This window comes from Methylobacter sp. Wu8 (assembly GCF_036440755.1).
Taxonomy (GTDB): domain Bacteria; phylum Pseudomonadota; class Gammaproteobacteria; order Methylococcales; family Methylomonadaceae; genus Methylobacter_A; species Methylobacter_A tundripaludum_A.
Genome location: NZ_JAZGVT010000076.1, coordinates 162944 through 188428, shown reverse-complemented (window position 1 = coordinate 188428; position 25485 = coordinate 162944). Strand labels below are relative to the sequence as shown.

General features: G+C 51.6%; 23 protein-coding genes. 9 read left to right on the top strand and 14 right to left on the bottom strand.

Translation table 11 applies throughout. The annotated features are described in order from the left end of the window. Positions 1 to 28: 28 nt before the first annotated feature. From pmbA to rlmH, 8 genes are all read right to left on the bottom strand, one after another. Positions 29 to 1360 (bottom strand): metalloprotease PmbA, encoded by a 1332-nt coding sequence (pmbA, locus tag V3O24_RS18850; RefSeq protein ID WP_331308355.1) that lies wholly within the window; start codon positions 1358 to 1360, stop codon positions 29 to 31. A gap of 78 nt (positions 1361 to 1438) precedes the next feature. Then, positions 1439 to 2890 (bottom strand): metalloprotease TldD, encoded by a 1452-nt coding sequence (tldD, locus tag V3O24_RS18845; RefSeq protein WP_331308354.1) that lies wholly within the window; start codon positions 2888 to 2890, stop codon positions 1439 to 1441. 115 nt (positions 2891 to 3005) lie between these two features. Next, on the bottom strand, positions 3006 to 3593 hold the full coding sequence (gene bamC / locus V3O24_RS18840) for an outer membrane protein assembly factor BamC (protein WP_331308353.1): 588 nt from the start codon (positions 3591 to 3593) through the stop codon (positions 3006 to 3008). An 8-nt stretch (positions 3594 to 3601) separates the two neighbouring features. After that, complete coding sequence (locus tag V3O24_RS18835) at positions 3602 to 4405, bottom strand: carbon-nitrogen hydrolase family protein (RefSeq protein WP_104421996.1); 804 nt, start codon at positions 4403 to 4405, stop codon at positions 3602 to 3604. A gap of 122 nt (positions 4406 to 4527) precedes the next feature. Beyond that, a complete protein-coding gene (locus tag V3O24_RS18830) occupies positions 4528 to 8496 on the bottom strand; it encodes a YhdP family protein (RefSeq protein WP_331308352.1) in 3969 nt (1322 codons plus the stop codon). 112 nt (positions 8497 to 8608) lie between these two features. Beyond that, a complete protein-coding gene (gene rng, locus V3O24_RS18825) occupies positions 8609 to 10063 on the bottom strand; it encodes a ribonuclease G (protein ID WP_331308351.1) in 1455 nt (484 codons plus the stop codon). Then, complete coding sequence (locus V3O24_RS18820) at positions 10056 to 10634, bottom strand: Maf family protein (RefSeq protein ID WP_331308350.1); 579 nt, start codon at positions 10632 to 10634, stop codon at positions 10056 to 10058. Before V3O24_RS18820 ends, rng begins: the two co-directional genes overlap by 8 nt. Then, positions 10634 to 11101: a 23S rRNA (pseudouridine(1915)-N(3))-methyltransferase RlmH gene (gene rlmH, locus V3O24_RS18815; protein WP_104422277.1), complete on the bottom strand. Its 468-nt coding sequence runs from the start codon at positions 11099 to 11101 to the stop codon at positions 10634 to 10636. Before rlmH ends, V3O24_RS18820 begins: the two co-directional genes overlap by 1 nt. 173 nt (positions 11102 to 11274) lie before the next feature. Here rlmH and V3O24_RS18810 point away from each other — a divergent pair, with 173 nt between their 5' ends. From V3O24_RS18810 to fliW, 3 genes are all read left to right on the top strand, one after another. Continuing rightward, positions 11275 to 11925 (top strand): LPP20 family lipoprotein, encoded by a 651-nt coding sequence (locus V3O24_RS18810; RefSeq protein ID WP_331308349.1) that lies wholly within the window; start codon positions 11275 to 11277, stop codon positions 11923 to 11925. A 147-nt stretch (positions 11926 to 12072) separates the two neighbouring features. Next, on the top strand, positions 12073 to 13302 hold the full coding sequence (locus V3O24_RS18805; RefSeq protein WP_331308348.1) for a flagellar assembly protein T N-terminal domain-containing protein: 1230 nt from the start codon (positions 12073 to 12075) through the stop codon (positions 13300 to 13302). A gap of 83 nt (positions 13303 to 13385) precedes the next feature. Next, a complete protein-coding gene (fliW, locus tag V3O24_RS18800; protein ID WP_104422002.1) occupies positions 13386 to 13841 on the top strand; it encodes a flagellar assembly protein FliW in 456 nt (151 codons plus the stop codon). A gap of 199 nt (positions 13842 to 14040) precedes the next feature. Here the strand turns inward: fliW and panD are convergent, their stop codons facing one another. The 5 genes from panD to pcnB form a co-directional block, all read right to left on the bottom strand. Beyond that, positions 14041 to 14427, bottom strand: a complete 387-nt coding sequence (gene panD / locus V3O24_RS18795) for an aspartate 1-decarboxylase (protein ID WP_104422003.1) — start codon at positions 14425 to 14427, stop codon at positions 14041 to 14043. A gap of 104 nt (positions 14428 to 14531) precedes the next feature. Beyond that, positions 14532 to 15374: a pantoate--beta-alanine ligase gene (gene panC / locus V3O24_RS18790; protein ID WP_331308347.1), complete on the bottom strand. Its 843-nt coding sequence runs from the start codon at positions 15372 to 15374 to the stop codon at positions 14532 to 14534. A 5-nt stretch (positions 15375 to 15379) separates the two neighbouring features. Then, the gene (gene panB, locus V3O24_RS18785; protein WP_331308346.1) at positions 15380 to 16195 is read right to left on the bottom strand and encodes a 3-methyl-2-oxobutanoate hydroxymethyltransferase; all 816 of its coding nucleotides are present in this window, start codon (positions 16193 to 16195) and stop codon (positions 15380 to 15382) included. Between the two features lie 37 nt (positions 16196 to 16232). After that, positions 16233 to 16736 carry a 2-amino-4-hydroxy-6-hydroxymethyldihydropteridine diphosphokinase gene (folK, locus tag V3O24_RS18780; protein WP_331308345.1) on the bottom strand — a complete coding sequence of 168 codons (504 nt, stop codon included), beginning with the start codon at positions 16734 to 16736 and terminating at the stop codon, positions 16233 to 16235. Positions 16737 to 16750: 14 nt separating this feature from the next. Beyond that, the gene (pcnB, locus tag V3O24_RS18775) at positions 16751 to 18100 is read right to left on the bottom strand and encodes a polynucleotide adenylyltransferase PcnB (protein ID WP_331308370.1); all 1350 of its coding nucleotides are present in this window, start codon (positions 18098 to 18100) and stop codon (positions 16751 to 16753) included. Between the two features lie 252 nt (positions 18101 to 18352). Between pcnB and V3O24_RS18770 the strand changes: the two genes are divergently transcribed. The 6 genes from V3O24_RS18770 (at position 18353) to V3O24_RS18745 (ending at position 24549) form a co-directional block, all read left to right on the top strand. Next, positions 18353 to 18532 carry a hypothetical protein gene (locus V3O24_RS18770; protein WP_104422008.1) on the top strand — a complete coding sequence of 60 codons (180 nt, stop codon included), beginning with the start codon at positions 18353 to 18355 and terminating at the stop codon, positions 18530 to 18532. Beyond that, positions 18533 to 19003 (top strand): RDD family protein, encoded by a 471-nt coding sequence (locus V3O24_RS18765; protein ID WP_104422009.1) that lies wholly within the window; start codon positions 18533 to 18535, stop codon positions 19001 to 19003. It begins immediately after the preceding gene. Positions 19004 to 19044: 41 nt separating this feature from the next. Further along, positions 19045 to 20406, top strand: coding sequence for an HDOD domain-containing protein (locus V3O24_RS18760; RefSeq protein WP_104422010.1), 1362 nt, complete (start codon positions 19045 to 19047; stop codon positions 20404 to 20406). A gap of 7 nt (positions 20407 to 20413) precedes the next feature. Next, positions 20414 to 22453: an oligopeptidase A gene (prlC, locus tag V3O24_RS18755; protein ID WP_331308344.1), complete on the top strand. Its 2040-nt coding sequence runs from the start codon at positions 20414 to 20416 to the stop codon at positions 22451 to 22453. Next, the gene (gene ubiD / locus V3O24_RS18750; RefSeq protein ID WP_331308343.1) at positions 22450 to 23910 is read left to right on the top strand and encodes a 4-hydroxy-3-polyprenylbenzoate decarboxylase; all 1461 of its coding nucleotides are present in this window, start codon (positions 22450 to 22452) and stop codon (positions 23908 to 23910) included. The genes prlC and ubiD overlap by 4 nt, the downstream gene beginning before the upstream one ends. A gap of 156 nt (positions 23911 to 24066) precedes the next feature. Then, complete coding sequence (locus tag V3O24_RS18745; protein ID WP_104422013.1) at positions 24067 to 24549, top strand: YajQ family cyclic di-GMP-binding protein; 483 nt, start codon at positions 24067 to 24069, stop codon at positions 24547 to 24549. A gap of 44 nt (positions 24550 to 24593) precedes the next feature. Here V3O24_RS18745 and argB read toward each other — a convergent pair whose 3' ends face one another. Further along, complete coding sequence (gene argB / locus V3O24_RS18740; protein WP_258076515.1) at positions 24594 to 25478, bottom strand: acetylglutamate kinase; 885 nt, start codon at positions 25476 to 25478, stop codon at positions 24594 to 24596. Positions 25479 to 25485 lie beyond the last annotated feature (7 nt).

Sequence of the window (25485 nt, the reverse complement as noted above, 5' to 3'; positions counted from 1 at the left end):
AACTATTCAAGACATCATAACAACCGGCTTATTCCCCGGCAATCGACATCCGCTCAACCAGTATGGAGCCGGTGCGTATATTGCCGCGATAATCGACGTCATTGCCCACCGCAACGATGTTTTTAAGCATGTCTTTCAGGTTTCCGGCAATGGTAATTTCTTCAACCGGGTATTGAATCTCGCCGTTCTCGACCCAGAATCCGGCCGCACCGCGCGAATAATCGCCGGTCACCATATTGACCCCCTGCCCCATCAGCTCGGTGACCAGCAAACCGGTGTTCAGTTCTTTCAACATGCCCTGATAATCGAGCTTGCCCGGATCGATCGTTAAATTATGCACACCGCCGGCATTGCCCGTGCTGCGCAGCCCCAGCTTGCGGGCGGAATAGGTGCTCAACACATAACCGCGTAAAATACCGTCGCTGACGATATCGCGGGTTTGGGTCGCGACGCCCTCGCCGTCATACGCGCCGCTGCCCAAAGCGCCTTTCAAATAGGGCTGCTCGTGGATGCGGACAAATTCAGGGAAAACTTGGGTGTTTAGCGCATCCAGCAAAAACGATGACTTGCGGTATAGATTGCCGCCGCTGATCGCGCCGATAAACGACCCGAGCAAACCGGAAGCGGTTTCCGCGCAATACAACACCGGACATTGCCGCGTACTTAGGCTGCGCCCCTCTAAACGGCGGATCGTCCGCTCGGCGGCTTTTTTACCGACGTCGGCTGCGGATTCCAGATTGGCCGCATTCCTTGCCACGGTGTACCAGTAATCTCGCTGCATGCTGTCGCCGCGCTGCCCTAACACCGAACAGCTCAAGGAATGACGGGTTGAGGCATAGCCCTGAAGAAAGCCCAAGCTGTTGCCCAACACCCGGACGCCCTGATGGGTATCGACCGAAGCGCCTTCGGAATTGGTAATTTCTTTATGGTAAGACCGCGCCGCGCTTTCGCATTCAATCGCCAGCGCAATCGCCCCATCGACGCCAATATCCCACGGATGGTTAAGATCAAGATCGGGAAATTCGGTCGCCAATAACTCCTTTTCCGGCAACCCGGCATACTCGTCTTCGCTGGTGTAACGGGCAATGCTGCATGCCGCGCCGACCGTTTCCCTGATCGAAGCAGGCGACAAATCGGTGGTGCTGGCCGAGCCTTTGCGCTTGCCGAAATAAACCGTCACGCCCAGCCCTTGGTCGCAGTGATGTTCTATGGTTTCGACATCGCCCAGACGCACCGATACGGACAAGCCGTTTTCCTGGCTTAAACCCGCTTCCGCGGCGCTGGCGCCCTGTTTTACGGCTTCGTCCAGGATGGACTGAACGGTGTTTTTTAAGCGGTTGATTTGTTCGTGATTTTGCACTGTTTTCTCTAATTCTGTGTAGAAAAATGGTGCGCGATGCGCACCCTACATGACTTTCGTGTTTGAAATGAATTCAGCCTAAACACTCGTCCCGCCAACCGTCAAGCCGTCAATCTTTAACGTAGGCTGCCCGACGCCGACCGGCACGCTTTGCCCTTCCTTGCCGCAACTGCCGACTCCGCTGTCCAGCGCCAGATCGGTGCCGACCATCGACACTTTGGTTAGCACATCCGGGCCGTTGCCGATCAAGGTCGCGCCTTTAACCGCACGGGTGATTTTGCCGTTCTCGATCAGATAAGCTTCGCTGGCGGAAAACACGAATTTGCCGGAGGTAATATCGACTTGTCCGCCGCCAAAATTTTTCGCATACAGGCCTTTTTTCACCGTTTTTATGATTTCTTCGGGATCATGTTGTCCCGCCAGCATATAGGTATTGGTCATGCGCGGCATCGGCAGGTGGGCGTAGGATTCGCGCCGACCGTTACCGGTAGAATTGACGCCCATTAACCGGGCATTGAGTTGATCCTGCATGTAGCCTTTGAGGATGCCGTTTTCGATCAAAACGGTAAGTTCGGTCGGCGTGCCTTCATCATCGATACTCAACGAGCCGCGCCGTCCTTCCAAGGTGCCGTCATCGACCACGGTGCATAAATCGGAGGCTACCCGCTCGCCGACGCGGCCGCTGAATGCCGAAGTGCCTTTGCGGTTAAAATCGCCTTCCAGGCCGTGGCCGATGGCTTCATGCAACAAGATGCCGGGCCAACCCGGCCCCAGCACGACAGTCATATTGCCGGCCGGGGCTTCGACCGCTTCCAGGTTAACCAGCGCCTGTCTTACCGCTTCGCGGCCGTATTCCAGCGCGGTATCCCGGTCGATGAAATAGCCGTAATCGCTACGCCCACCGCCGCCCATGCTGCCTTGCTCGCGTTGGCCGTTTTGTTCGACGATGACCGTGACATTCATCCGCACCAAAGGCCGCACGTCCGCGACCAAAGAGCCGTCTTGCCGTGCGACCAGGATATGTTCATGGAGGCCGACCAGACTGACGATGACTTCTTCAATCCGACTGTCCAGTTTGCGGGTTTCGCTGTCAACCCTGCGCAATAAATCGATTTTCTGCTGATCCGCCAGCGATTTTAGCGGATTTTGCGTGGGGTAATAATTCGGCCTTCCGGCCGCCTTTGTCGCGACCTTGCAATGCAGCGGTTCCGCGTCCTGCCCTTGCCGAACGATAGCTTTGACATTATTGGCCGCTTCCAGCAGCACCGGCAGTTCAATCCGGTCGCTGTAGGCAAAGCCGGTTTTTTCGCCGAATACCGCGCGCACTCCGGCGCCCTGCTCGATATTATGACTGCCTTCCTTAATGATGCCGCCTTCCATGACCCAAGATTCAAAATGGCTGGATTGAAAGTAAATATCCGCCGCATCAACCGGCGAACTGAGCAACCGGCCCATAATCTTTTCAATATCGCCATCCTGTATGCCGGTCGGCATTAAGATGGCTTGTCTTGCAAGGTTTAGTATTTCCATCAACAAATCAATAATAGGGATTTAAGGTAAAAGGCAAAGGGCTAAAGGCAAAAGACGAAAGGTGCAAGACGATATTTTTCGCCATTTGCCCTTTGCCTTTCGCCTTTCGCCTCCATCATTCTTCTTCCAGCTTATCGCGCAGCGTCTTAAACAGCGACTGCATCAGGTCTTCCGGGCCTTCTTCCGCGGTTTCCGGCGCACCATCCTTGGCCGCCGCGCTGCTTTGTTCGGTAGCGTGGGCTACCGTTGCGGTCACCTTTGTTTCGGCGCCTTCCTGCTTTACGGTCAACAAATAGGTGGTTTTATCGCTACCGAAGAGGGAGCTCGCCTTGGCAAAGAAACCGGAAGTATCCGCTTCATCTTGCTCTCGTGTCACATAATAAAGCCCCTTGTCGCGCTCATGATCGGTGATTTTGATACCGCTTTGCTTCAGAGCCCGCTTTAAGGTGGACCAAGCGTCATCAAAAGACTGTCTGATCGTCAGCTGCGTTGGCGTACTCTGGTAAACATCCGAACCTAAGCCCGTTTTGTCTTTTTTCTTCGGAATCGAGCTGGTATCGACAACACGCTGCTCCCTGGTCGGGCTGCTGGCCACCGTTGGCGGACGCTCAAGGGCTTCGGTGTCGCGGTAGCGACTTTCTTCCGTGGTCCCGCAAGAAACTAAAAAACCGGTCAACAATAAACTTTTAACTATGACGTGCATATTATTCACTAAAAAAAACGACGATGGCTCAACGCCGGAAATGCGCCCCGCACTTTTTCCAGGCGTTCCAGTTCTATTTCAGCGGAGACAAAGCCGCCGCCCGTTTTGTAGCAATCCTGCACCACACCCCACGGATCGATAATCATGCTGTGTCCGAAAGTTTTACGTCCGTTAATATGAAAGCCGCCCTGATTCGGCGCAATCACATAACACAGGTTTTCCACCGCGCGGGCGCGCAACAGCACTTCCCAATGAGCGGCGCCTGTTTCCGCGGTAAAGGCTGACGGGATAACCAGTATTTCCATGCCCATCTTGCGGAAAAATTCGGGAAAGCGCAGATCGTAACAGACGGCGATGCCCAGCCTGCCGAAAGGCGTGTCGATCACCACCGAGTCGGTACCCGGCTCAATAGAATCGGATTCGCGGTAAACTTCATCGCTGTCGGGAACGCAGACATCGAACAAATGCACTTTATCGTAACGTGCGACCCGCTCGCCCTGATCGTTATAAACCAGGCAAGCCGCCCGCACTTTATTGCTGTCGTTGCCCACGATCGGAATGGTGCCTCCAACCACCCAGACCCCGTATTTTTTGGCGACCGACGCCAAAAAGCTCTGGATAGGTCCTGAACCGTCAACTTCTTTCGCTTTGATTTTGTCCAATTCATGGTCGCCCATCAGCGCAAAATTTTCCGGCAAAGCCACCAGCTTTGCTCCCGCTTTGGCCGCTTCCGCGATAAGCTTGCCGGCTTCCAGCAAATTGGCGCTGATATTGGGACTTGACGCCATTTGTATGGCCGCACATCTACTCATATTGCTCTCTCTTAAATTTATGACTGCTCAGCAGATACAATTTTTATATAGGGAACACGGATAACACTGGTTAAACGGATTTCTAAAAAGCTGAAGCCAAGTGTTTTATCTGGATAATTCTATCAGTGTTTATCAGTCAAATCCGCGCCATCCGTGTTCTGCTTTTCTAACTGCTGCGTGGTTTCTTCTTTTCCTATCCATGGAAAGTCGGTAATGCCGTTCCAGGTTTTCTGTAACAATCCGTCGTTTTTATGCATCGGAATGATTTCCGCCTTGTCCCACGCGCCCTTGACCAGATACTGGGAACCAAAGAAAAATCCCTCCTGATCTTTGCCCGTCAGCGACCGCCCGACCAGGGCCGCCACTTTGCCCATAATTGTACCAGCAATAGGCACGGCCTCGGCACTTTTAGGTGTGACATCGACAATGTGATCAACGGTTTGGCTAACAAGATCGGTGTCCCCGTTAATCGCGATTTTTGCGGGAACGGCGTCGACAACCAAGTCATGGGTTGACGCAATCCCGCGAGCCAAATCGAAATGCCCCTTGATGCTGTTGAACGTCAAGCCTTCCTCATAAATGTCGCTAAAATCAAGCTGTGCCCGTTTTATCCACTGCGCCAGCGCCAACATGCCCAGCACCCGGCCGAAGCCGGGCTCGATGCTTAAAATGCGTCCGTTTTTAAGGTTAACATCCACTTCGCCCTTCAGCTCCGCCAGCGAGAATTGATACGGCGCGGCGTTCCAGTTGGCGGAAAAATCAACGGATGCTTCGGTTTCGGTCAGATCTTGGGTAATGCCGAGCTTTGCCAGCAGCCGCCCTGCGCGCGGCACGTCCAAATGGCCTTGGGTGTGCGTTACCGATTGCCCGCCGCTTGCCGTCCAATCGCCCGAAAAAACCAGTTTTTGTTCTTCTCCCGCCAGCTGTACATTCGTGAACCCCATGCCGCCGGGTATGCGCTCGGTTTCCAATGACAACCGGCCCAAGTCGACCGAGCGCCATAGCGTTTTATTGCTGGTGATCGTCAATAACGGCACCAGTTCCGGCGATAACGCCTTGAGGGGCGAAGATAAATCCGCCAGGATCGGCTTTGCTCCCGGAGCGCCCGAAGGAACAGCACGGGAGGAATCTTTCGCGCCTATTTGCTTTAATGCCGAAAGATCCAGCAACGCCATGTCCAGACTGATTCTGTCCGTGCTTTTGAAGTCGGCGGGAATCAGGACTTTTCCTTTTGCAAATGATCCTGCGAGGGCTCCGTCCCAATACTTGTCATTGTGCTTCAAGACCAGATCGAAAAGGCCTATATCGGTTTTCTTCCACAATGCATGATCGCTATGAATCTTCAGTTCGGTAACACCGTCCCCCGCGCCCTGGGCGGCAGCCAGCGCCAACCACTCCTGCAAAGCCAAACGGTCACGGTTGATCTCGAGCTTTAATCCCGCATCCTGAACCTGGGCGACTTCGCCATTTCCCACCAGCACATGCCCCGAATAAAGGGTCTTTTGTTTGGTATCCAACTGCAACGCCGCTTTCAGCTTATTGTCGTAATTAAGTTGCAACGGCAATAACTGTTTATCGTTTAAGCTAAATATCAACGACAACGGTGTTTTCTGCTCCCGTGTTTTAGCCAATGACTCCGGCAAATCCAAGGATACGCCGGACAGCATCGACTCCACAAACACTTCCGCCGCAGCCCCACCGTATGGCAGCCCCAGCTTTAACCGGTAATCCGTCTCCCCGTCGGCGATGCTCCACCAGGGCATGTCAAATTGCGCCTGTAGGTCGTCAATCCCGACTTCCCCCTCCACGTTAACGGTGGTTTGAACATCCGAACTTTTAATGTTGAATTGTATCGGATGCCCCAAGGCCACAGCTTTAATGGTGTCGCTATAAACACCCTGCTCATTGAACTTGAGCTCGCCGTTCATTTTACTGACAGGCAAATCCAGGGATTTCACCGTCAGTCGGGCGTCTTTCAATTGCGCCGTTCCATCGACTTTGGTCGGCGCACCGTCGGTTAATGGAATTTTAAGATCCAGCGCTATTTGGGTATTTCCTTGAGGAATAATGGCTTCCAGCAGCGAATCCACCGGCGAACTCAACGGCGTTTGCTGCATATAAGCCAGCACCTGAGCTATACCTCCTTCTGCCTCGCCCTTGATCAGCAATTGCTTGCTCTTATTCAGCGACGGAATGGCGACTTCAGCTTGCTTAATGGACACATCGCCGGATTGCCCTTGCAGGACATTAACCGTGAGGCCGCCCTGCGAGAACATGACTTCCGCATTCATGCCGGTTATATCGGGCCATTCGGAATCGAACGACAAGTCGAACTGCTCGCCATTAAATACCCCCTCAAAAACGCCCGGCGCGTCGGTAAACGGAAAATCCTTAAGGTTGCCGTAAACCAGCAAGCCGCCGTTGGTCATCCTGCCGCTGACGAATGCGCGGTCCAGCCAGGCAACGACCTCTTCATCCATAATGCCGACCGGTAAATAATGCTTGGCCTCGCTGGCGTCCTCACCGGTAAATGCAGTTTGCAGATCCATAAACACGGGCTTGCCGGCTTCGGGAATGTCGACGCGGAACCGGGTTTTGCTCTGGAAGCTCATCGAGTCCAATTCAATTGATGGACTGGACACGGACCAGACATGTTCCGCCTGCCGCCAATCTAATGTCCCTTGAAGCCGGTTGACCGGTAAAGCTTCGCGGAACAGGTCCGGCCCTGTTAACCACGCATCTTTAGTCGCAAGGGTAATAGAGCCCTGCTTTTCGCTGCCCTTGATCCCGCCGGTCAAATTCTCTATGCCGGGAACGGACGACAGCGACGCGACACCGATATTGGCAAACCTGCCGTTCAGCGCCACCGATTTTGTATCCAGGTCGGCAAACAGGGAGAAATTTTCCAACGATCCTTTCAACCGGGCTTTTGCCAATATTTCAGCCTGCTCGCCCGGCAAGGGCGCGAAAAACTGCGCCAGCTCGGACGCTTCCTGCAAGTCCAGCCGTTCGACAAACAACGCTATTTTATGCAAAGCGCTATCGTCCATAGGCTGTCCGGCAACGCTGAATACCGCGGAAGGCCATTTTTTAACGTCGTCTTTGGCGCTGTCCTGGGTTTCCAGAGCAAAATCGCTTACATCGAGCCGCCACGAATTGCTCGCCCCCGTGGGGAAATCATTCATTCCCCAGTGAAGCCGGGTTTCCAGCTGTTTGACCTTAAATTCCGGCTTTCCCTGCCGGACCAGTTTCATCTGTTGAATTTGCGCCGCTATATCCATCGACGCCAACTGCGATTGCCGCCAATCGGCCCAGATTTTAAAATCGCCGACGCCGGCATTGATATTGATTTGATCTCCGACCGAGGCCTGCCCTAACGCAGCCAACTCAGGCAAGTTGACGGACTTTCCGTCTATATAAATGCGCCCCTGAATGGTCGATGGTTCGAACACATTGCCTGCAAAATCCATCGATACCCTTAAAGTATCGCCGACTTTTTCCGGCAACTTCGTCAACATATTCAGCCGGTGCCGCTCGCCGTCATTGCGGATTGCCAAGTCCACCTGATTGAACAACAGCGGTTTACTGTGACTTGTTTCGTCCTGCCAAGTAATTTCGCTTTGCAAGACCTCGTACTTTCCTCCCTGCAACAACCACTGCGGCTGCCCATCGCTGGCTTTTAAGCCGACAATAACAACACTTCCGTCCTGCTGTCGTTTAACGGCAAGCTTGGCGCCCACCAACGTAACCCAGGACGAAGACAATAAATCCCTACTGACCAGCATATCCAGCACGCTAATACCCAAGCGTATTTCGGTAAACTGGATAGCAGGTTTCCCGTTGTCAGCAGACGCGGCGGATAAAATGGTGATGTCTTTTAACACCAGTTGGGGATTAAAACCGCGCATTTTTGCGCCCAGGCGGCCTATTGTGACCGGGGTGCCGACAAGGTCGCTGACATGACTCGCCAAATCCGACTTGTAGTGTTCAATCCCAGACAATAAAAGGCGCATACCGGTCAAGCCGATAGCTGCCGCGATCACTGACCAGAAAATGAGGTGCCGGGTGGCGCGCTTAATATGATGAATCACAAAGGCAGGCGAAAGGTAAAGGGTTCATAACTAAAGATTCAAGGCTAAAAAGGCATTTAATGTCTCGCAGGCTTTGCCGCTATCTTTCGCCCTTCGCCTTGCGCCTTTCGTCTCAAAGAAGAACCACATCATACTGCTCCTGGTTGTATTCAGCCTCGGCCCTGAACTTGATGCGCACGCCCAAAAAGACCTCCAATTCGGCCAGCATATCCGCTTCCTCATCCAGCAACATTTCCACAACTTCATTGGATGCCAAAACCAATATTTTCTTAACTTTGTACTGCCGGACTTCGCGAATAATCTCCCGGAATATTTCCAGGCACATTGATTCCGCGGTCTTCAGCACGCCACGCCCGCCGCAGGCGCTGCAAGGCTCGCAAAGTATATGCTCCAGGCTTTCACGGGTTCTTTTGCGGGTCATTTCCACCAAGCCCAGCACCGATACTTCGGTGATATTGGTCTTCGCGTGGTCTTTTTCAAGATGCCGTTCGAATGCCTGCAAAACCTGTTTTTTATGATCCTCGCTTTGCATATCGATAAAATCGATAATAATGATGCCGCCGAGGTTTCGGAGCCTGAGTTGTCTTGAAATCGTCTGCGCCGCTTCCAGATTGGTTTTAAATATAGTCTCTTCCAGATTACGTCCGCCGACATAGCCGCCGGTGTTCACATCGACAGTGGTCATCGATTCGGTCTGGTCGAATACCAAATGTCCGCCCGATTTCAGGTTGACTTTACGGTCCAGCGCTTTTTGGATTTCATCTTCAACGCTGTATATATCGAATACCGGACACTCGCCGGTGTAATGCTCGATTACCGGCACGATTTCCGGCGCAAAAATCTCCGCAAATTCAACCAAACGTTGATAGGTTTCCCTTGAATCGACCCGGACCCTTTCAATACCTTCCCGATACAAGTCCCTTAAGGTCCTGATGCTCAGCGGCAAATCCTTATGGATAAACTGTTTGGGCTTGGCGCCGACGATTTTGGCGGCTATCGACTCCCACAGTTTCAGCAAAAACGTCATATCGGCCATCAATATCGTCTCATCCACGCATTCCGCCGCTGTTCTTGCGATAAAGCCGCCGCATTGATGTTCCTGCCTGAAAGCTTCAAGACAGGCTCTTAAACGGACCCGCTCGGTCTCGCATTCAATCCGCTGGGATACGCCGGAATTGTGCGCATAAGGCATATAGACCTGATACCGCGACGGAATCGATATTTCCGTAGTCAAGCGCGCGCCTTTGCTGCCCAACGGATCTTTGACCACCTGCACGATAATATGCTGGCCTTCATGCAGATAATGCTCGATGTTTTCCGAACCTTTTTTTTCCAGATCCTTCGCGCATAAATCGGAAAGATGCAAGAAAGCCGCCCTAGGCAGGCCAATATCGACAAAAGCCGCCTGCATACCCGGCAAAACCCGGCACACTTCACCTTTATAGATGTTGCCTACCAAACCCCGCTGCCGGGTTCGCTCAATGATCAATTCCTGCAGGACGCCGTTTTCAATAACCGCCACACGCGTCTCCGGCGGAGTCACGTTGATTAAAATTTCTTCACTCATTTGAAAACCCTATGCCTTGCCGGGATAAAAGTTCCGCAGTCTCAAACAGCGGCAAACCGACCACGCCGGAAAAACTGCCGCTTATCGATTCCACGAATACACCGCCCAAGCCTTGAATTGCATAACTGCCGGCTTTATCGGCCGGTTCGCCGCTTCGCCAGTAGGCCGCTATTTCGCTTTCCGCCAACGGCCTGAACCTCACCTCGGTAATGCTGACCGCCTGACCGTGCTCCCGCCCCCTCAGCGAAACAGCGCTGTATACCCGATGCATTTTACCGGACAACTGCCTTAACATGGCAAGCGCGTCCTCGCGGTCTTTGGGCTTGCCCATAATCAGGCCGTCCAAAACCACGGCGGTGTCCGCAGCCAGGATCGGCAAACTGCCGCCCAGCTGTGCAACACATGCGGCAGATTTTTCGGCGGCCAGCCGCCGCACATAGTCCAACGGGGTTTCGTTGGGCAACGGCGTCTCGTCAAGATCGACCGGATTGATGCGATAAGTCACCTTAATCTGATCGAGCAATTCCCTGCGCCGGGGAGAGGCTGAGGCGAGAATAATCTGTACAGTCATTAGCGGTGATAAGGATGGTTGTGGAGAATGCTCCAGGCGCGATAAAGCTGTTCGGCGACAACGATGCGCACCAGCGGATGAGGGAAAGTCAGTTTCGACAAACTCCATGATTCCCGCGCCAGCTGTTTGACCGAATCCGCCAAACCTTCCGGGCCGCCGATTAATAGCGAGACATGCTGACCGCTTTCCAGCCAGCGCTGCATCGCTTCCGCCAATTCGGGCGTCGTCCAGGTTTTTCCGGGGATGTCCAAGGTTACAATATGGGAACCTTGCGGGATAGCCGCGATCATCCGCTCCCCTTCCTCTTTGACGATCCTGGCGACATCGCTGTTCTTGGTCCGTTTGCCCGGCGCAATTTCCTTAAGCACCAGTTCGCATTCACGGGGCAGGCGTTTGGCATATTCATCGTAGCCCTGCTGCACCCAGCCCGGCATACGGTTTCCTACTGAAATCAGATTTATTTGCATGCGGTGCAGGATACAGAGAACAAGGTTTTGATGCAATGCAGCGAGCGGCTTATATCCTACCGTATTACGCCATTGAGTATCTAACTTGCTCATTCGGGTAAATCGCTTACAAAAAATTTAAGTAATCACATTATCAGCCGATATACCAAGAAGACAACACAGGAGTGAGTACCGTGAAAACTAAATATTTAAATCCAGCATTCGCCGCACCTGCTCCCAACAAGGGGGCGGCATATATATCATCCTTGGTCATAGCAGGACTGGCCGCCGGTTTATTGCTGACCGGCTGCACTGCCCCGAAAGCGCCGCCAACGATTGCATTTCTACCGAATAAAACGCTAAGCGCGACGGGTTACGGCACCGTCGAAAAAAGCGATCGGTATTCGCGTTCGCAAATTAAATTAATGGCTATGAGAGCATCCAAGATGGATGCTTATAGAAGTATGGCCGAACAGCTTACCGGCATCCAAATGCGCGGACAGACTACGGTCGCAAATGCGGAAGTCTCCCATGACAATTATCAGATTTATCTTAATGCTTACTTGCGCGGCGCAAGAGTAAAAAGAACTACGGCTATCAACAGCGACATCTACGCCGGCGACGATACGTTTGAAACGGTTGTGGAGCTTGACTTGACGCCACGATTCTACGAGTGCATTAACGGTTCCAGCGAATTGATTAATCAGTGTCTACAACAAAACCCCGGAAATCCGGCGCCCAATTTTGACTATACGCCACCACCCGCAGTATCCAGCATCAGTCCGGGCTGCAACACGGTTGACTGCTACACGTATCCAAAAACCAAGGGATTTAATCGAAAATAATCCGCGCCATGACATCGCGATTCTGTGCGTTTCTGTAGAAAAACGGTGACGGCCGGAACGCACGCTTTTAAAATTGTAACAAATAGTATCTAATGGCGATCATGCAGCAACGTCGTAACTGTTTACCGCAACAGACCGGTTTGATGAATGGCAAAAATATTACTCAAATACCTATGGATCGCATGTTTATTAACCCAATCGTGCGCTGCCGTTCAACCCCAGGCTAATCCTGATGTCAAGGTAGTCACCGCTGAAGGTCAAGCCGCTATTAATAAAAGCGCGCCTTTATTAGCCAAAAAACAGGCGTTGCAGGATGCCATCCGGCAGGCATCCATGCAAGGGTCCGTTAATGTTCACAGCCAGACTTTAATCGATCAAAATAACGTTTCGATAGACGCCGTGTCCATGCGCACCGCTGCTGCGGTGAACAACACTAAAATCCTCAAGGAATGGACTACCGATAATATCTATCATGTTATAGCCACGGTGGAGTTGTCCGCCGACAATTCCTGCTCGCCCCACTATCGCAAACGCATTATCGCAACCGGTTTCCCTTTAGCCAATCAAGGGCAAATGAGCGCTCACGAAACCCAGGATTTGCACACGGGCATTCCGCGTGAACTTAATAATCTTTTAATGGAATCAGGCGACTTTATAGTCAGTAACTCCGCCAATATCAATTTATACCCAAGACCCGACCTGGCTCCCGAATTACAAGACCGCACAGCCTATCATCCGTCAAAACTAATGCAGATAGCCGCATCGAACGGCGTGCAATTTGTACTGTCGGGCGTGATTAGGGATCTGGAAGTCGAGTCCACCGAATACATCAGCGGCGCCGGACCTTTGGCATTCGCCAGAAGTTTGGCGCGCGATGTTATAGCCAGACGCGGAATCGGTATCGATGTTTATGTGCATGACGGGTTTACCGGCGCATTAATCTTCCAGCAACGTTATGTGGATACGGTGATCGGCGATGTATGGATACCCTCATCCTATACGGTAGGCAGCGAACGCTTTAACTCGACTTCAACCGGCGAAAAAATAACTCAGATTATAGAGCAAGCAAGCAACGACATTAGCCGCGCCTTAAGCTGCTATCCCTTTACAACGCGCATCATTGAAGTCAAGGATAATCAAGTATTTATTGAGGCGGGGGCACAGGAAAGAATTAATGTCGGGGATCAACTGGTGGTCTATAGCTCAACCGGCGAGGACTTAAACGTTGACGGCGGCATGAGTTTTGTCGGCAGGGACAAGCAACCAACAGGCGTATTAACCATCATCAATATTACGCCCCGTTACGCGATAGGCAGATTGGAAGTCCCGGCCCGTGAGCTGGGCATCAGAGTTGGCGACTGGGCGAAATCCTGGTAAATAGCTTATTACAAGGCAACCTTGCTATACTGACGGCTTTAGACTATACATTTATTTTTCACATCCACCTACCCGAGTTCATTATGGAAATTAAATCAAGCTTTTTCGGCCAACAAACCATTGACCCCAACACCGTCCTCAGCTTCCCTAACGGAATCCCGGGCTTTGAAGACCAAACCCGTTTCAAGCTGTTTCATCAGGAAGGCGACAATCCACTCATTTTCTGGCTGCAATCACTGGATGATGAATCTCTGGCTTTTTCAGTTACGCAACCGTCTAACTTCAATATCAATTACAACTTTGCGTTAAACGATACCGAAGAAGCCCTTTTAGGAATTGAAGATATAGCCGACACACTTATCCTGATAATTTTGCATAAAGACGAATCCGACCAGCCGACCATTAAGGGTTCGATCAAATCGCCGCTGGTCATTAATTGCTCCAAAAGAATCGGTTTGCAGAAAGTGCTTACCCAAGTAGAGCAAAGCATCACGCTGACTGACACCAGCAATGAAATCAATGTTTCTGAAAGCGTATAGAGCGGCATGATGAATGCCGCCTCAAAAAAGTGCGGCAGCTGATTTTTAGCGGCGGACTTAAACAGCTATATGACTGCCGCTTTTTAGCGGCAGTTTTGTAATATGTAGAATCCAGGGCATTAAGCGGGACACTCAAAAACCTCGGCACGAACGCTCCGCCTTTGATTCATGCGTTGGGATTGCCCGAAAAAATAGACTATCAAGCAGAAGCTGCTTGAACGGGAATGGAACTGGCTGAACGCTGAACCTGATTTTTTTCATTGAAATAAACCAGGGTGGGCTTATGATTTTCCGCTTCCTGTTGATCCAATATTGCAAATGCGCAAACAATAATCAGGTCGCCGGGGCACGCCAGACGGGCGGCGGCGCCGTTAACAGAGAACAACCCTGATCCTTCTTCCGCACGAATGGCATAAGTCGTAAAACGCGCGCCATTGTTGATGTTGTAAATCTGTATCTGCTCGTATTCCCTAATACCAGACAAGTCGAGAATATTGCCGTCAATCGCACAAGAACCCTCATAACCCAATTCCGAATGAGTCACCGTGGCCCTATGTAATTTCGCTTTAAGCATCGTGATTTGCATAATAAAAAACTATATAAATACCTTTGAGAACCGCGCATTATCCATTAATAGCAACAATGCATCAACTTTTAGCATTTTCCAAACCCTACAAATCCTGCTATGGCTTATCTGGAAAAATAAATATTATCGATTAGCCGGGTTTTGCCTAAGCGCGCCGCCGTCAACAAAACCAGCTCCTTATCATCTACGTCTGCTTTTTTTAAATCGCTCGCTCTGCACACGCTAAAATAATCCGGCTGAAAACCGGATTCCTGCAAAAACAGCAACGCCCTGCTCTCTATTTCCTGATAAGACAAATGCCCAGCTAAAACAGCATTACGCGCATCACACAAGGTTTGATACAGTTTTGAGGCGACAGCTTTTTCCTCTACGGTTAAATAACCGTTTCTGGAGCTCATTGCCAAACCGCTTGCTTCGCGGACTGTATCTACTCCGATTATTTCAACAGGAATATTCAGATCCCTGACCATCGTCCGTATCACCGTCAACTGCTGAAAATCTTTTAATCCGAATAAAGCGGCATCCGGTTGCACGATGTTGAATAATTTACAAACAACTGTCGCAACCCCGTCAAAATGCCCCGGCCTGAACGCGCCGCAATACTGTTCAGATAAGCCGCTTACCGATACAACGGTTTTGGCATCCGGCGCATAAATCTCTGAAACAGCCGGTTGAAACAACAAATCCGCGCCGGCGGCATTAAGCTTTTCCTGATCTTCACGTTCGGTACGGGGATAAGTCTCAAAATCCTCGCCGACGCCAAACTGGGTAGGGTTGACAAAAATACTGACGACCACCCGGTCTGCTTTGTTTTTGGCCTCGTTGACCAGCGCCAGGTGCCCCGCATGCAGATTACCCATCGTCGGCACCAATGCAACGCTCTGTCCCAGTGCTCGCCACGCCCCAACGGCATCGCGTAATTCTGATATGGCATTAACTATGTGCATAAACCTTAAAAACTATGTTCAGTCGCTGGAAATAGGGACTGCTTGACCGCCTGATGATAGGCATTAATCGCTTCCTCGATATTCGCTGCGCCGCTCATGAAATTCCTGGAAAATCGCGGACGCTTGACGGTACCGATATTGAGCATGTCATAAAGCACCAACACCTGTGCGTCGCAGTCGACACCGGCACCGATACCTATCACAGGAATCGTTAACTGCGAGCTGATTTCTTTAGCCAAGACCGCTGGGACACACTCCAGCAGCAGCAGTCCCGCACCCGCTTGCTGCAATTGATGGGCATCAACCAGCATTTTTTCGGCAGCTGCGCGATCCTTGCCCTGAACCTTATAACGGCCCAATTGGTTAATCGATTGCGGCAGCAAACCCAAATGCCCGCAGACCGGAATGCCCTGATCGACCAGAAAACTGACGCAGTCGATTCTAGGCCCTTCCAGCTTAACCATTTGAGCGCCGCCAAGCTGCATTAATTTGGCCGCATTTTTGGCTGCAATAACCGGTGTGGTATAACTCATGAAGGGCAGATCGGCGATAATAAATGCTCGCTGCCTGGCATTGCTGACGCACCGGGTATGATAAACCATGTCCCTGATGGTGACAGGGAGCGTGGTCGCATGGCCCTGTATAACCATGCCCAACGAATCCCCGACCAACATCATATCGACGCCGACCTTGTCGATTAATGCGCTAAAACCTGCATCGTAAGCCGTTAAGCACGAGATTTTCTCGCCGCGTTGTTTCATCGCGGCCAGATCGATAATTGACAGCGGCTTTAGCGTAGCAGGGGAAGAATATGAGTTCATTTTTTTCAGAGGGATGCAGACTTTACTACGGTAGGAATTAATCCAACCGCTTCAGTCCGTTCAAGGGACACTTGGCAAGCAAATCGGCAATATCGCCTTTCCCCGGCACTCGTAATTGCGGAGCAATTTCATACAAGGGGTACAAAACAAAAGCCCTTTCGGCAATACCGACATGAGGTACTGTCAAATCAGGCAACTCAATAGTCTGATCGCCGTAGATCAACATATCCAGATCCAGCGTTCTTGCCCCCCAACGCTCAGCTTTTCTTACCCGGCCCTGATCGTTTTCTATATGTTGCAGACAACGCAACAACTCGATGGGAGGCAAGCGCGTTTCGATGCACATCACCGCATTAACGTAATCGGGCTGATCTTGTGGTCCCATAGGAGCGCTATGATACAAACTGGAAAATGCCAGCTCCTTAACCCCGTCTATTTGCGTGATTGCCGTGCGCGCTGATTTTATTTGCTCGGCAGGGTTGGCAAGGTTACTGCCCAAACCTATATAAACGGCGACCGAGTCAGTTTCTGGATTTTTCATAGGTATCAAATACGTTAAGACTCTGTTTTTGGCGCACTATCTTTAGCTTTCTTATGATAGCTACGTTTACGTCCTGCCTTGCTGTTTTGGCCACGGCGCGGCGGCTGAGTCATTTTTCTTTGCTCATTTTCATCGGCATTCTGATACCGGGTCCACCACTCGGCCAGCTCAGGATCGACGCCCCCTGTCTCGGCGCGCAGCAACAAAAAGTCATAACCGGCTCTAAAGCGCGGATGCCCGATCAAGCGGCTGGGTTTGGAGCCGATACGCGCGTTAAATTTGGGCTGTAAGCTCCAAACCTCGCGCATAGCCATGCTGATATGGCGCGGAAGCGCCGTACTCCTGATCTGTCTGGCAATAACTTCGCTGGCCGCATCCTGGTAGGCAATAACTTCAATCTCGCCTTGCGCCATTTTTGCTTTGGCCAGTATCCGCACAGGCTCCCACAAAAAGGCCGCCAATAAGAAGTAAGCCGTAACCGTTTTTCCCTCGGCTATCCTGTTATCCGAATTTTCCAGCGCCTTAATCAACAACAAGCGGGGAAAGCCGTCTTCTTCAACCGCCAAACTGTTTTCCGTGGCGGGAAACAGCACTTGAAAAAGACCGTAGTGCCTGAGCACTTCAAAAGTTTGCAACGCATAGCCGGATAAAAACAACTTGATTGCCTCATCGTATAGACGGGCGGATGGTATGTCGGCCAGTAGCTGGACGTCGTTGTGTATCGCTTTTTCGCATTCAGTATCCAGTTTAAAGCCGAGTTTAACGGCAAAACGCACCGCCCTCAACATACGCACCGGATCCTCACGAAAGCGCATTTCGGGATCGCCGATAAGTCTGAGCATCCCGGCTTTATGATCAGCCATGCCGCCGACATAATCCACCACCGAAAAATCTTTGATGTTGTAATAGAGTGCATTAACGGTAAAATCCCTGCGCCAAACATCTTCTTCAATCGTACCGTAGACATTATCCCTCAATAAGCGTCCTTCCTTGTTGAGTACCTGCCTGTCGTTTTGCTCTTCTCCCGCGCCCCGAAAAGTCGCAACTTCAATAATTTCCCGGCCAAAATGCACATGCGCCAGACGAAACCTGCGCCCGATTAACCGGCAATTGCGGAATACTTTTCTAACTTGATCAGGGTCGGCATTGGTGACGACATCAAAATCCTTGGGCTCCCGCCCCAACAGCAAATCGCGCACACAACCGCCGACCAGATAAGCATCGAAGCCCTCTTTTTGCAGCCGATACAGAACCTTCAGTGCGTTCTCACTAATCTGGGATCGTGAAATATTATGTTCCGCACGCGAATACACTTTGACTTGTCCGGCAACCGGTACAGTCTCGTTTCTGGCTACGCCAATAATTTTTTTAAAGAAGTTTAAAATAGTCTTTACACCCTGTTTATTTTTCTAATTATTTTTGATTATATCATTGCTAATGAATTCTAACCCAATCCGCAAGTTTCTTTTACATTCCCCTTTTGAATGGAGTAGAATCAGCACTCTGATTTTTACGAGTAACCAATTAAAACATATTGCACACGCCAGATAAAAAAAATCAGACCACCATTTTTTAAACACTCGCACAAACATTAGCGTGCTTGACTGGAATTTGTTATGTTCAAAAAGATTCTTAATAGCTTAATTGACCAACCTTTGTTAACCAGCCTTTTTGCAACAGATTTTTTCATTCTTCTGTTTCATAGACCGCCGTTTTTATTTTCCCTGTTAATGCTGGGAGCGCTAATGGCGATGTGCATGTATTTTGGTCAAAAATTAGCCTTATTTAAAGTTTAATTGGTCGAGCCAGCAAAGAATACGCCGCAAAAACCAGGCAATGTCCACATTTCCAGACCTGGTTTTTTACGTCGTCTCGCAGCAACATTTTACGACCTGCTGCTGCTGATTGCCGTTTTATTTGTCGCGACCGCGCTATTGCTTCCTTTCAATGGTGGCAGGGCGTTTACTGCCCAACAGTTCTTTTTCCCCCTGTACCTACTGCTAGTCAGCTTCCTGTTTTACGCTTGGTTTTGGACTCATGGCGGGCAGACATTGGGCTTACGCGCGTGGAAAATAAAAGTGCTTACCCTGGATAGGGAACCCATCAGCTGGAAACAAGCGCTGCTCCGTTTCGTAGCCGCCATCGTATCATGGGGATTCTTTGGACTGGGTATTTTGTGGATTCTTATTGATAAAAACCAGCTCAGTTGGCACGATCACCTCTCCAAAACAGCCCTGTTTCTTGACGCTCACGACGCCCAGCATTAAGCCATTACAATTCATTTCAAACAATAACACGTGATGTCATCATGAATTGGTTTTCCAAGTTATTTCTCTCCCCGCGCTCCCAAACGCCTCTCCCGAAAACAAAACCAGACATAACTCTCCCCACCGGCCCAAATAATCCGCTTACCTGTTCGGAACCCGTCTCCACCGAATATAAGAAAGTGCCGCTGGCAACGTTAAAAAAACTGGCCCCGCTTCGAGACATGGACGACGCCTATGTTGAGCAACTGGTTCACACGACACTCACTTATACTCAGGGCTCTGTGATTTTTAGACTGGGCCAAAAAACCAATTCGGTTTTTTATCTGCTTAAAGGAATCGTTGAGCTTCAACCGAATAGCGACAACCGCTACACCCTGTCCGCCGCGTCATCGCTTGCCAATCTGCCGCTCAATAGCGGCAAGGTTTGCGGTGCAACGGCCTTCGCCAAAACGAACATCACTATTCTGGCGATTTCAGGCGAATTCATCTGCCGCTGGTCGGGTAAAGGCCTCCAACAACCTGCCGCCTTGGAACTCATTGAGATCGACCTGCCTGAGCAAATCGCCGGAAACCGTTTTTTCAGCAGCTTTTCGGCGGCCTACCGGGAAAACAAGTTAAGCCTGCCCTCATTGCCCAATGTCGCCTTAAGATTGAAAGAAGCGATGGAGCAGGATTTAGGCATCAATGAGGTGGTTAAAATCATCGGTGTAGATGCATCGATCGTCGCCAAACTGATCCAGCTTGCCAACAGTCCGCTATACTCGCCCGTGTCACCGGTCACTAACTGTCATGCCGCTGTCACCCGATTAGGGCTGGATCAAACACGCAAACTGGTTATGGGCATCAGCCTGAAACAATTATTCCGGTGCCAAAACCTGCAACTGATGGAAAAAATGCAAGCCTTGTGGAAAAACAGCCTCTATATATCCAGCTTGAGCTTTGTTCTTGCCCAAGAAAACGGCTCGCCGAACCCGGAAGACGCCTTATTGGCCGGCTTGATCAGCGACATAGGCACGATACCGGTGTTGCATTTTGCCGAGCAGTATCCAAATGAATACCCGAATTTAGATGTGTTGGACTCCGCCATCCCGTTTTTGAACCCGCCGGTCGGCTCGCTGGTGCTGCACACCTTGGGTTTTGCCCAGGAATTAGCCGACATCCCCAAATACGCCGAAGACTGGTTCTACGAAAGCGGAGACGATCAATTAAATCTGGTCGACATAGTCATCCTGGCCAAATTGCACAGCTATTTCGGCACCAGCCGGGCAAAGGAAATACCCTACCTGAACTCGATACCTGCCTACACCAAACTTAAAAACAGCAAACTAACCCCAGACTTTTCTTTGGACGTACTGCACAAAGCAAAGCACCGGATCAACGCAGCCATGAACTTTCTTTCCTGACACCACTATGAACAATCCTTTATTAGCCAACACCCCTCTGCCGTTGTTTTCCCAAATAAAACCGGAACACGTCGCACCCGCCATCGACCAGCTGTTGGCCGAAGCCCGTTCGTCGGTAGAACAACATCTCCAGGCCACGCAACATTACACCTGGAAAAACTTGGTCGAGCCATTGGAAAATGTGGACGATAGGCTGAATAAAGCCTGGTCCCCGGTCAGCCACATGAACTCGGTCGTCAACAGCGACGAGCTGCGCGACGCCTACAACGCCTGCCTGCCCAAGCTCAGCGCCTACTCGACTGAAATGGGCCAAAACGAAGCCTTGTTTAAGGCTTACCGTTTTATTGCCGACAGCGAAGAATTTGCAACATTGGACACCGCCCAGCAAAAAATCATCCGCAACGCCTTGAGAGATTTCAAACTGTCCGGCATCGACCTGGATGGCGAGAAAAAACAGCGCTACAAAGACATCAGCCAGGAATTATCGGCGCTTGCCAGCAACTATGAAGAAAACCTGCTCGATGCAACCAATGCCTGGAGCAAGCTGATCAGGGATGCGGACGATCTGGCCGGACTGCCCGAATCCGCTTTGGCCCAAGCCCAACAAACGGCGGAGAGCCATAACGAAGACGGCTGGATGATCACGCTGCAATTCCCGTCTTATATTTCGGTGATGACATACGCCGACAACCGCGAATTACGCCGCGAACACTACGAAGCCTTCGCCACCCGCGCTTCCGACCAAGGCCCGCATGCCGGACAGTGGGACAACAGCGAAAACATGGAAAAAATCCTGGCCCTGCGCCATGAAAAAGCCCGTTTGCTGGGATTCAACAATTACGCGGAACTGTCGCTGGCGGCAAAAATGGCCGAAAAGCCGGATGACGTGACCCATTTCCTGGAAGACTTGGCCGACCGATCCTGGCGGCATGCGCGCAAGGACCTGGCGGAACTGCGCGAATTCGCCCAACAGCATTACGGCATTAACGACCTGCAATCCTGGGATATGGCCTATTTTTCGGAAAAAATGCGCCAGCATTTTTACCAGCTGTCGCAGGAAGAAGTTAAAGCCTATTTCCCGATCACCCGCGTCCTGCCCGGCCTGTTTGCGATCGTGGAAAAACTGTACGGCCTGCAAATCACCGAGATCGGCGATTTCGACAGCTGGCATCCCGATGTGCGTTTTTTCCAGATCCACGACCAAACCGACTCACTGCGCGGCCGGTTTTATCTCGACCTTTACGCCCGCGCCAAAAAACGCGGAGGCGCCTGGATGGACGATTGCGTCAGCCGCAAAAAGTCTGACGACACCATTCAAACCCCGGTCGCCTACCTGACCTGCAACTTTACCCCGCCGGCCGGCGACACGCCGGCATTGCTGACCCATGACGAAGTGACCACGCTATTCCATGAATTCGGCCACGGTTTGCACCATATGCTGACCCAGGTCGATCACCTCGGCGTCTCCGGCATCAACGGCGTGGAATGGGACGCGGTCGAGCTGCCCAGTCAGTTCATGGAAAACTGGTGCTGGGAACAGGAAGCGCTGGCACTGATGTCGGGCCATTATCAAACCGACGAGAAATTGCCGGATGCGTTGTTCGATAAAATGATCGCGGCAAAAAACTTCCAGACCGGCATGATCATGGTCAGGCAACTGGAATTCAGCCTGTTCGATTTCAGGATTCACCGGGACTACGACCCTGAAAAAGGCGGCCGCATCTATGAAACCCTGGAACAGATCCGGGAACAGGTCGCCGTTGTCCGGCCGCCCAAATTCAACCGCTTTGCGCACAGCTTCTCGCATATCTTTGCCGGCGGTTACGCGGCGGGTTATTACAGCTACAAATGGGCCGAAGTGTTGTCCAGCGACGCTTTTTCGCTGTTCGAGGAAAAAGGCATTTTCGACCAGGACACCGGCCGCGCCTTTTTGACCAATATCCTTGAAAAAGGCGGCAGCCAGGACGCAATGGAGTTATTTATCAACTTCCGCGGCCGCAAACCCACCATCGACGCATTACTCAGACATAACGGTATCGCGGCATGATCTACAAAGACCTGCGCGACTTTATCAAACAGCTGGAAAAACAGGGCGAACTCAAGCGCATCACCGTCGAAGTCGATCCCTACCTGGAAATGACCGAAATTTGCGACCGCACCTTAAAACAGGGCGGCCCCGCATTGCTGTTTGAAAACCCCAAAGGCGCGAACATTCCGGTGCTGGCAAACCTGTTCGGCACGCCGCGCCGCGTCGCAATGGGCATGGGCGCGGAATCCGTCACCGAATTGCGCGGCATCGGCGAACTGCTGGCTTACCTGAAAGAACCCGAGCCGCCCAAAGGCATGAAAGACGCGTGGGAGAAATTCCCTGTGTTCAAGCAAGTGCTGAATATGGCGCCCAAAATAATCAGCTCCCCGCCGTGCCAGGAGCTGGTTCGGGAAGGCGACGAGATTGATCTTGCCGACTACCCTATCCAGACCTGCTGGCCGGAAGACGCCGCACCGTTGATTACCTGGCCGCTGGTCATCACCAAAGGCCCGAACAAGGAACGGCAAAACCTCGGCATTTACCGCATGCAAGTCATCGGTAAAAACAAGGTCATCATGCGCTGGCTGGCGCACCGGGGCGGGGCGCTGGATTTCAAGGAATTCCAGGCCGCCCATCCCGGCCAGCCTTTCCCGGTTTCCGTGGCTTTGGGCGCTGATCCCGCAACGATACTGGCCGCCGTCACGCCGGTGCCGGATTCCCTGTCCGAATACGCGTTCGCCGGTTTATTACGCGGCAGCAAAACCGAAGTCGCCAAATCGCTGCTTAACGATTTGCAGGTTCCGGCCAGCGCCGAAATCGTGCTGGAAGGCTTTATCTATCCCGGCGAATTCGCGGCAGAAGGACCTTTCGGCGACCACACCGGCTATTACAACGAAGTCGCCGATTTTCCGGTATTCACCATCGAACGGATCACCCAGCGCCAAGCACCGATCTATCACAGCACCTATACCGGCAGACCGCCAGACGAACCGGCGATCCTCGGCGTTGCATTAAATGAAGTCTTCGTGCCCATATTGCAAAAACAATTCCCGGAAATCGTCGACTTCTACCTGCCCCCGGAAGGCTGCTCCTACCGCATGGCCGTGATCAGCATGAAAAAACAGTACGCCGGTCACGCCAAACGCGTGATGCTGGGCACCTGGTCGTTCCTGCGCCAGTTCATGTACACCAAGTTCGTGATCGTCGTCGATGACGATGTCGATGTCCGCAACTGGCAGGATGTGATCTGGGCGATGACTACCCGCATGGATCCCGCCAGGGATTTGACCATACTGGAAAACACGCCGATCGATTATCTCGATTTCGCCTCGCCGGTTTCAGGCTTGGGCTCCAAAGTGGGATTCGACGCGACCAATAAGTGGCCAGGCGAAACCAACCGGGAATGGGGCAGGACTATCGTGATGTCGCCGGAGGTGGTCAAGAAAGTGGATCGGATGTGGGATAGCTTGTTTTAGCCTTGGGGATAATGGGCAACACGTTTTCGCCCGCCGCTTTGACCGATCAGGCTGTCGATCACCGTTCACCATGCACGCAAGGGTGAACGGTGTTGAATAATGCGGCAAAGATCATTATAGTTGAATGCCTTTTGTTACCTTGTTTTGTAATCGACCATGCCTTCTTTCGACATTATTTCTGAATTTGACAAGCACGAAATTAAAAACGCCGTTGATCAAGCCAATAAAGAAGTCACCACGCGCTTCGATTTTAAGGGTACCGACTCAAGCTTTGAATTGACCGATGACAAACTGATTATGACGTCTCAATCGACGTTTCAGTTACAGCAAATGTTCAGTATTGTCTGTTCTAAACTCAGCCGGCGCGGCGTGGATATAGCCTGCATGGATGTGGGCGACCCGAAGCCCGGCGGTAAAACGGTGCGCCAGGAAATTATCATGAAACAGGGCCTGGATTCGGCGCTGGCCAAAAAAATCGTTAAACTGATTAAGGACAAAAAACTGAAGGTCCAGGCCGCCATTCAGGGCGATCAGGTCCGGGTGACCGGCAAAAACCGGGATGATCTGCAAGAAGTGATTAAAATGCTGAGAGCGGAAAACCTGGAAATGCCGTTGCAGTTTGAAAACTTCAGGGATTAAGCCATATAGGGCGCGATGCGTACCCTATATGTGTGAGCAACCGTTCAATTCAGCAGCAAAGTACCGACGCCCTGGTCGGTAAACAATTCCAGCAGCACCGCATGGTCAACCCGACCGTCAATAATATGTACGCTGGTGACCCCGCCTTTTATCGCATCGGTCGCGCAACGGGTTTTCGGTATCATGCCGCCGGAAATAGTGCCGTCGGCGATAAGTTCCTCGGTTTTTTTGATCGTCAAGCCGGTCAGCAGCGCGCCTTGCTTGTCCAGGATGCCCGGTATATTGGTCAGTAAAATCAGTTTCTCGGCCTTTAACTGTTCGGCGATTTTTCCGGCCACCAGATCGGCATTGATGTTATAGGAATGCCCGTCTTCGCCGACCCCGATCGGCGCAATAACCGGGATAAAATTGCTGCCGCCGAGCATATCGAGAACCGCCGGGTCTATGCCGCTCACTTCGCCGACATGGCCCAGATCGATAATCTCCGGGGCAAGTTTGTCGCGCGGGGTAAGATGCAGTTTTTTTGCGCGGATAAAATTGCCGTCTTTGCCGGTCAAGCCGACCGCTTTGCCGCCGTGCATGTTGATCAGGTTAACAATCTCCTTGTTCACCAGTCCACCCAATACCATCTCAACCACGTCCATGGTTTCGCTGTCGGTGATGCGCATGCCGTCGATAAAGCCGGTGGTTTTGCCGAGTTTTTCCAGCAGCTGGCCGATTTGCGGCCCGCCGCCGTGAACCACTATCGGGTTCAATCCGACCAGCTTCATCAACACGATGTCCCGTGCGAAGCTGTTTTTGAGCTCTTCATCAACCATGGCGTTGCCGCCGAATTTTACCACGATGGTTTTGCCTTTAAAGCGCTGGATATAGGGCAGTGCCTCAATCAGCACATCGGCGATTTGGTGGGCTGTTCTTTTTTGCATCATGTTGTGA

Coding starts and splice junctions, on each gene's coding strand:
- bamC (WP_331308353.1), bottom strand. CDS start 3,593: ATGCACGTCATAGTTAAAAGTTTATTGTTGACCGGTTTTTTAGTTTCT.
- folK (WP_331308345.1), bottom strand. CDS start 16,736: ATGAAAAATCCAGAAACTGACTCGGTCGCCGTTTATATAGGTTTGGGC.
- ubiD (WP_331308343.1), top strand. CDS start 22,450: ATGATCTACAAAGACCTGCGCGACTTTATCAAACAGCTGGAAAAACAG.
- V3O24_RS18820 (WP_331308350.1), bottom strand. CDS start 10,634: ATGACTGTACAGATTATTCTCGCCTCAGCCTCTCCCCGGCGCAGGGAA.
- rlmH (WP_104422277.1), bottom strand. CDS start 11,101: ATGCAAATAAATCTGATTTCAGTAGGAAACCGTATGCCGGGCTGGGTG.
- panC (WP_331308347.1), bottom strand. CDS start 15,374: ATGCACATAGTTAATGCCATATCAGAATTACGCGATGCCGTTGGGGCG.
- rng (WP_331308351.1), bottom strand. CDS start 10,063: ATGAGTGAAGAAATTTTAATCAACGTGACTCCGCCGGAGACGCGTGTG.
- V3O24_RS18835 (WP_104421996.1), bottom strand. CDS start 4,405: ATGAGTAGATGTGCGGCCATACAAATGGCGTCAAGTCCCAATATCAGC.
- panD (WP_104422003.1), bottom strand. CDS start 14,427: ATGCAAATCACGATGCTTAAAGCGAAATTACATAGGGCCACGGTGACT.
- tldD (WP_331308354.1), bottom strand. CDS start 2,890: ATGGAAATACTAAACCTTGCAAGACAAGCCATCTTAATGCCGACCGGC.
- V3O24_RS18745 (WP_104422013.1), top strand. CDS start 24,067: ATGCCTTCTTTCGACATTATTTCTGAATTTGACAAGCACGAAATTAAA.
- fliW (WP_104422002.1), top strand. CDS start 13,386: ATGGAAATTAAATCAAGCTTTTTCGGCCAACAAACCATTGACCCCAAC.
- argB (WP_258076515.1), bottom strand. CDS start 25,478: ATGATGCAAAAAAGAACAGCCCACCAAATCGCCGATGTGCTGATTGAG.
- V3O24_RS18760 (WP_104422010.1), top strand. CDS start 19,045: ATGAATTGGTTTTCCAAGTTATTTCTCTCCCCGCGCTCCCAAACGCCT.
- V3O24_RS18770 (WP_104422008.1), top strand. CDS start 18,353: ATGTTCAAAAAGATTCTTAATAGCTTAATTGACCAACCTTTGTTAACC.
- V3O24_RS18805 (WP_331308348.1), top strand. CDS start 12,073: ATGGCAAAAATATTACTCAAATACCTATGGATCGCATGTTTATTAACC.
- panB (WP_331308346.1), bottom strand. CDS start 16,195: ATGAACTCATATTCTTCCCCTGCTACGCTAAAGCCGCTGTCAATTATC.
- prlC (WP_331308344.1), top strand. CDS start 20,414: ATGAACAATCCTTTATTAGCCAACACCCCTCTGCCGTTGTTTTCCCAA.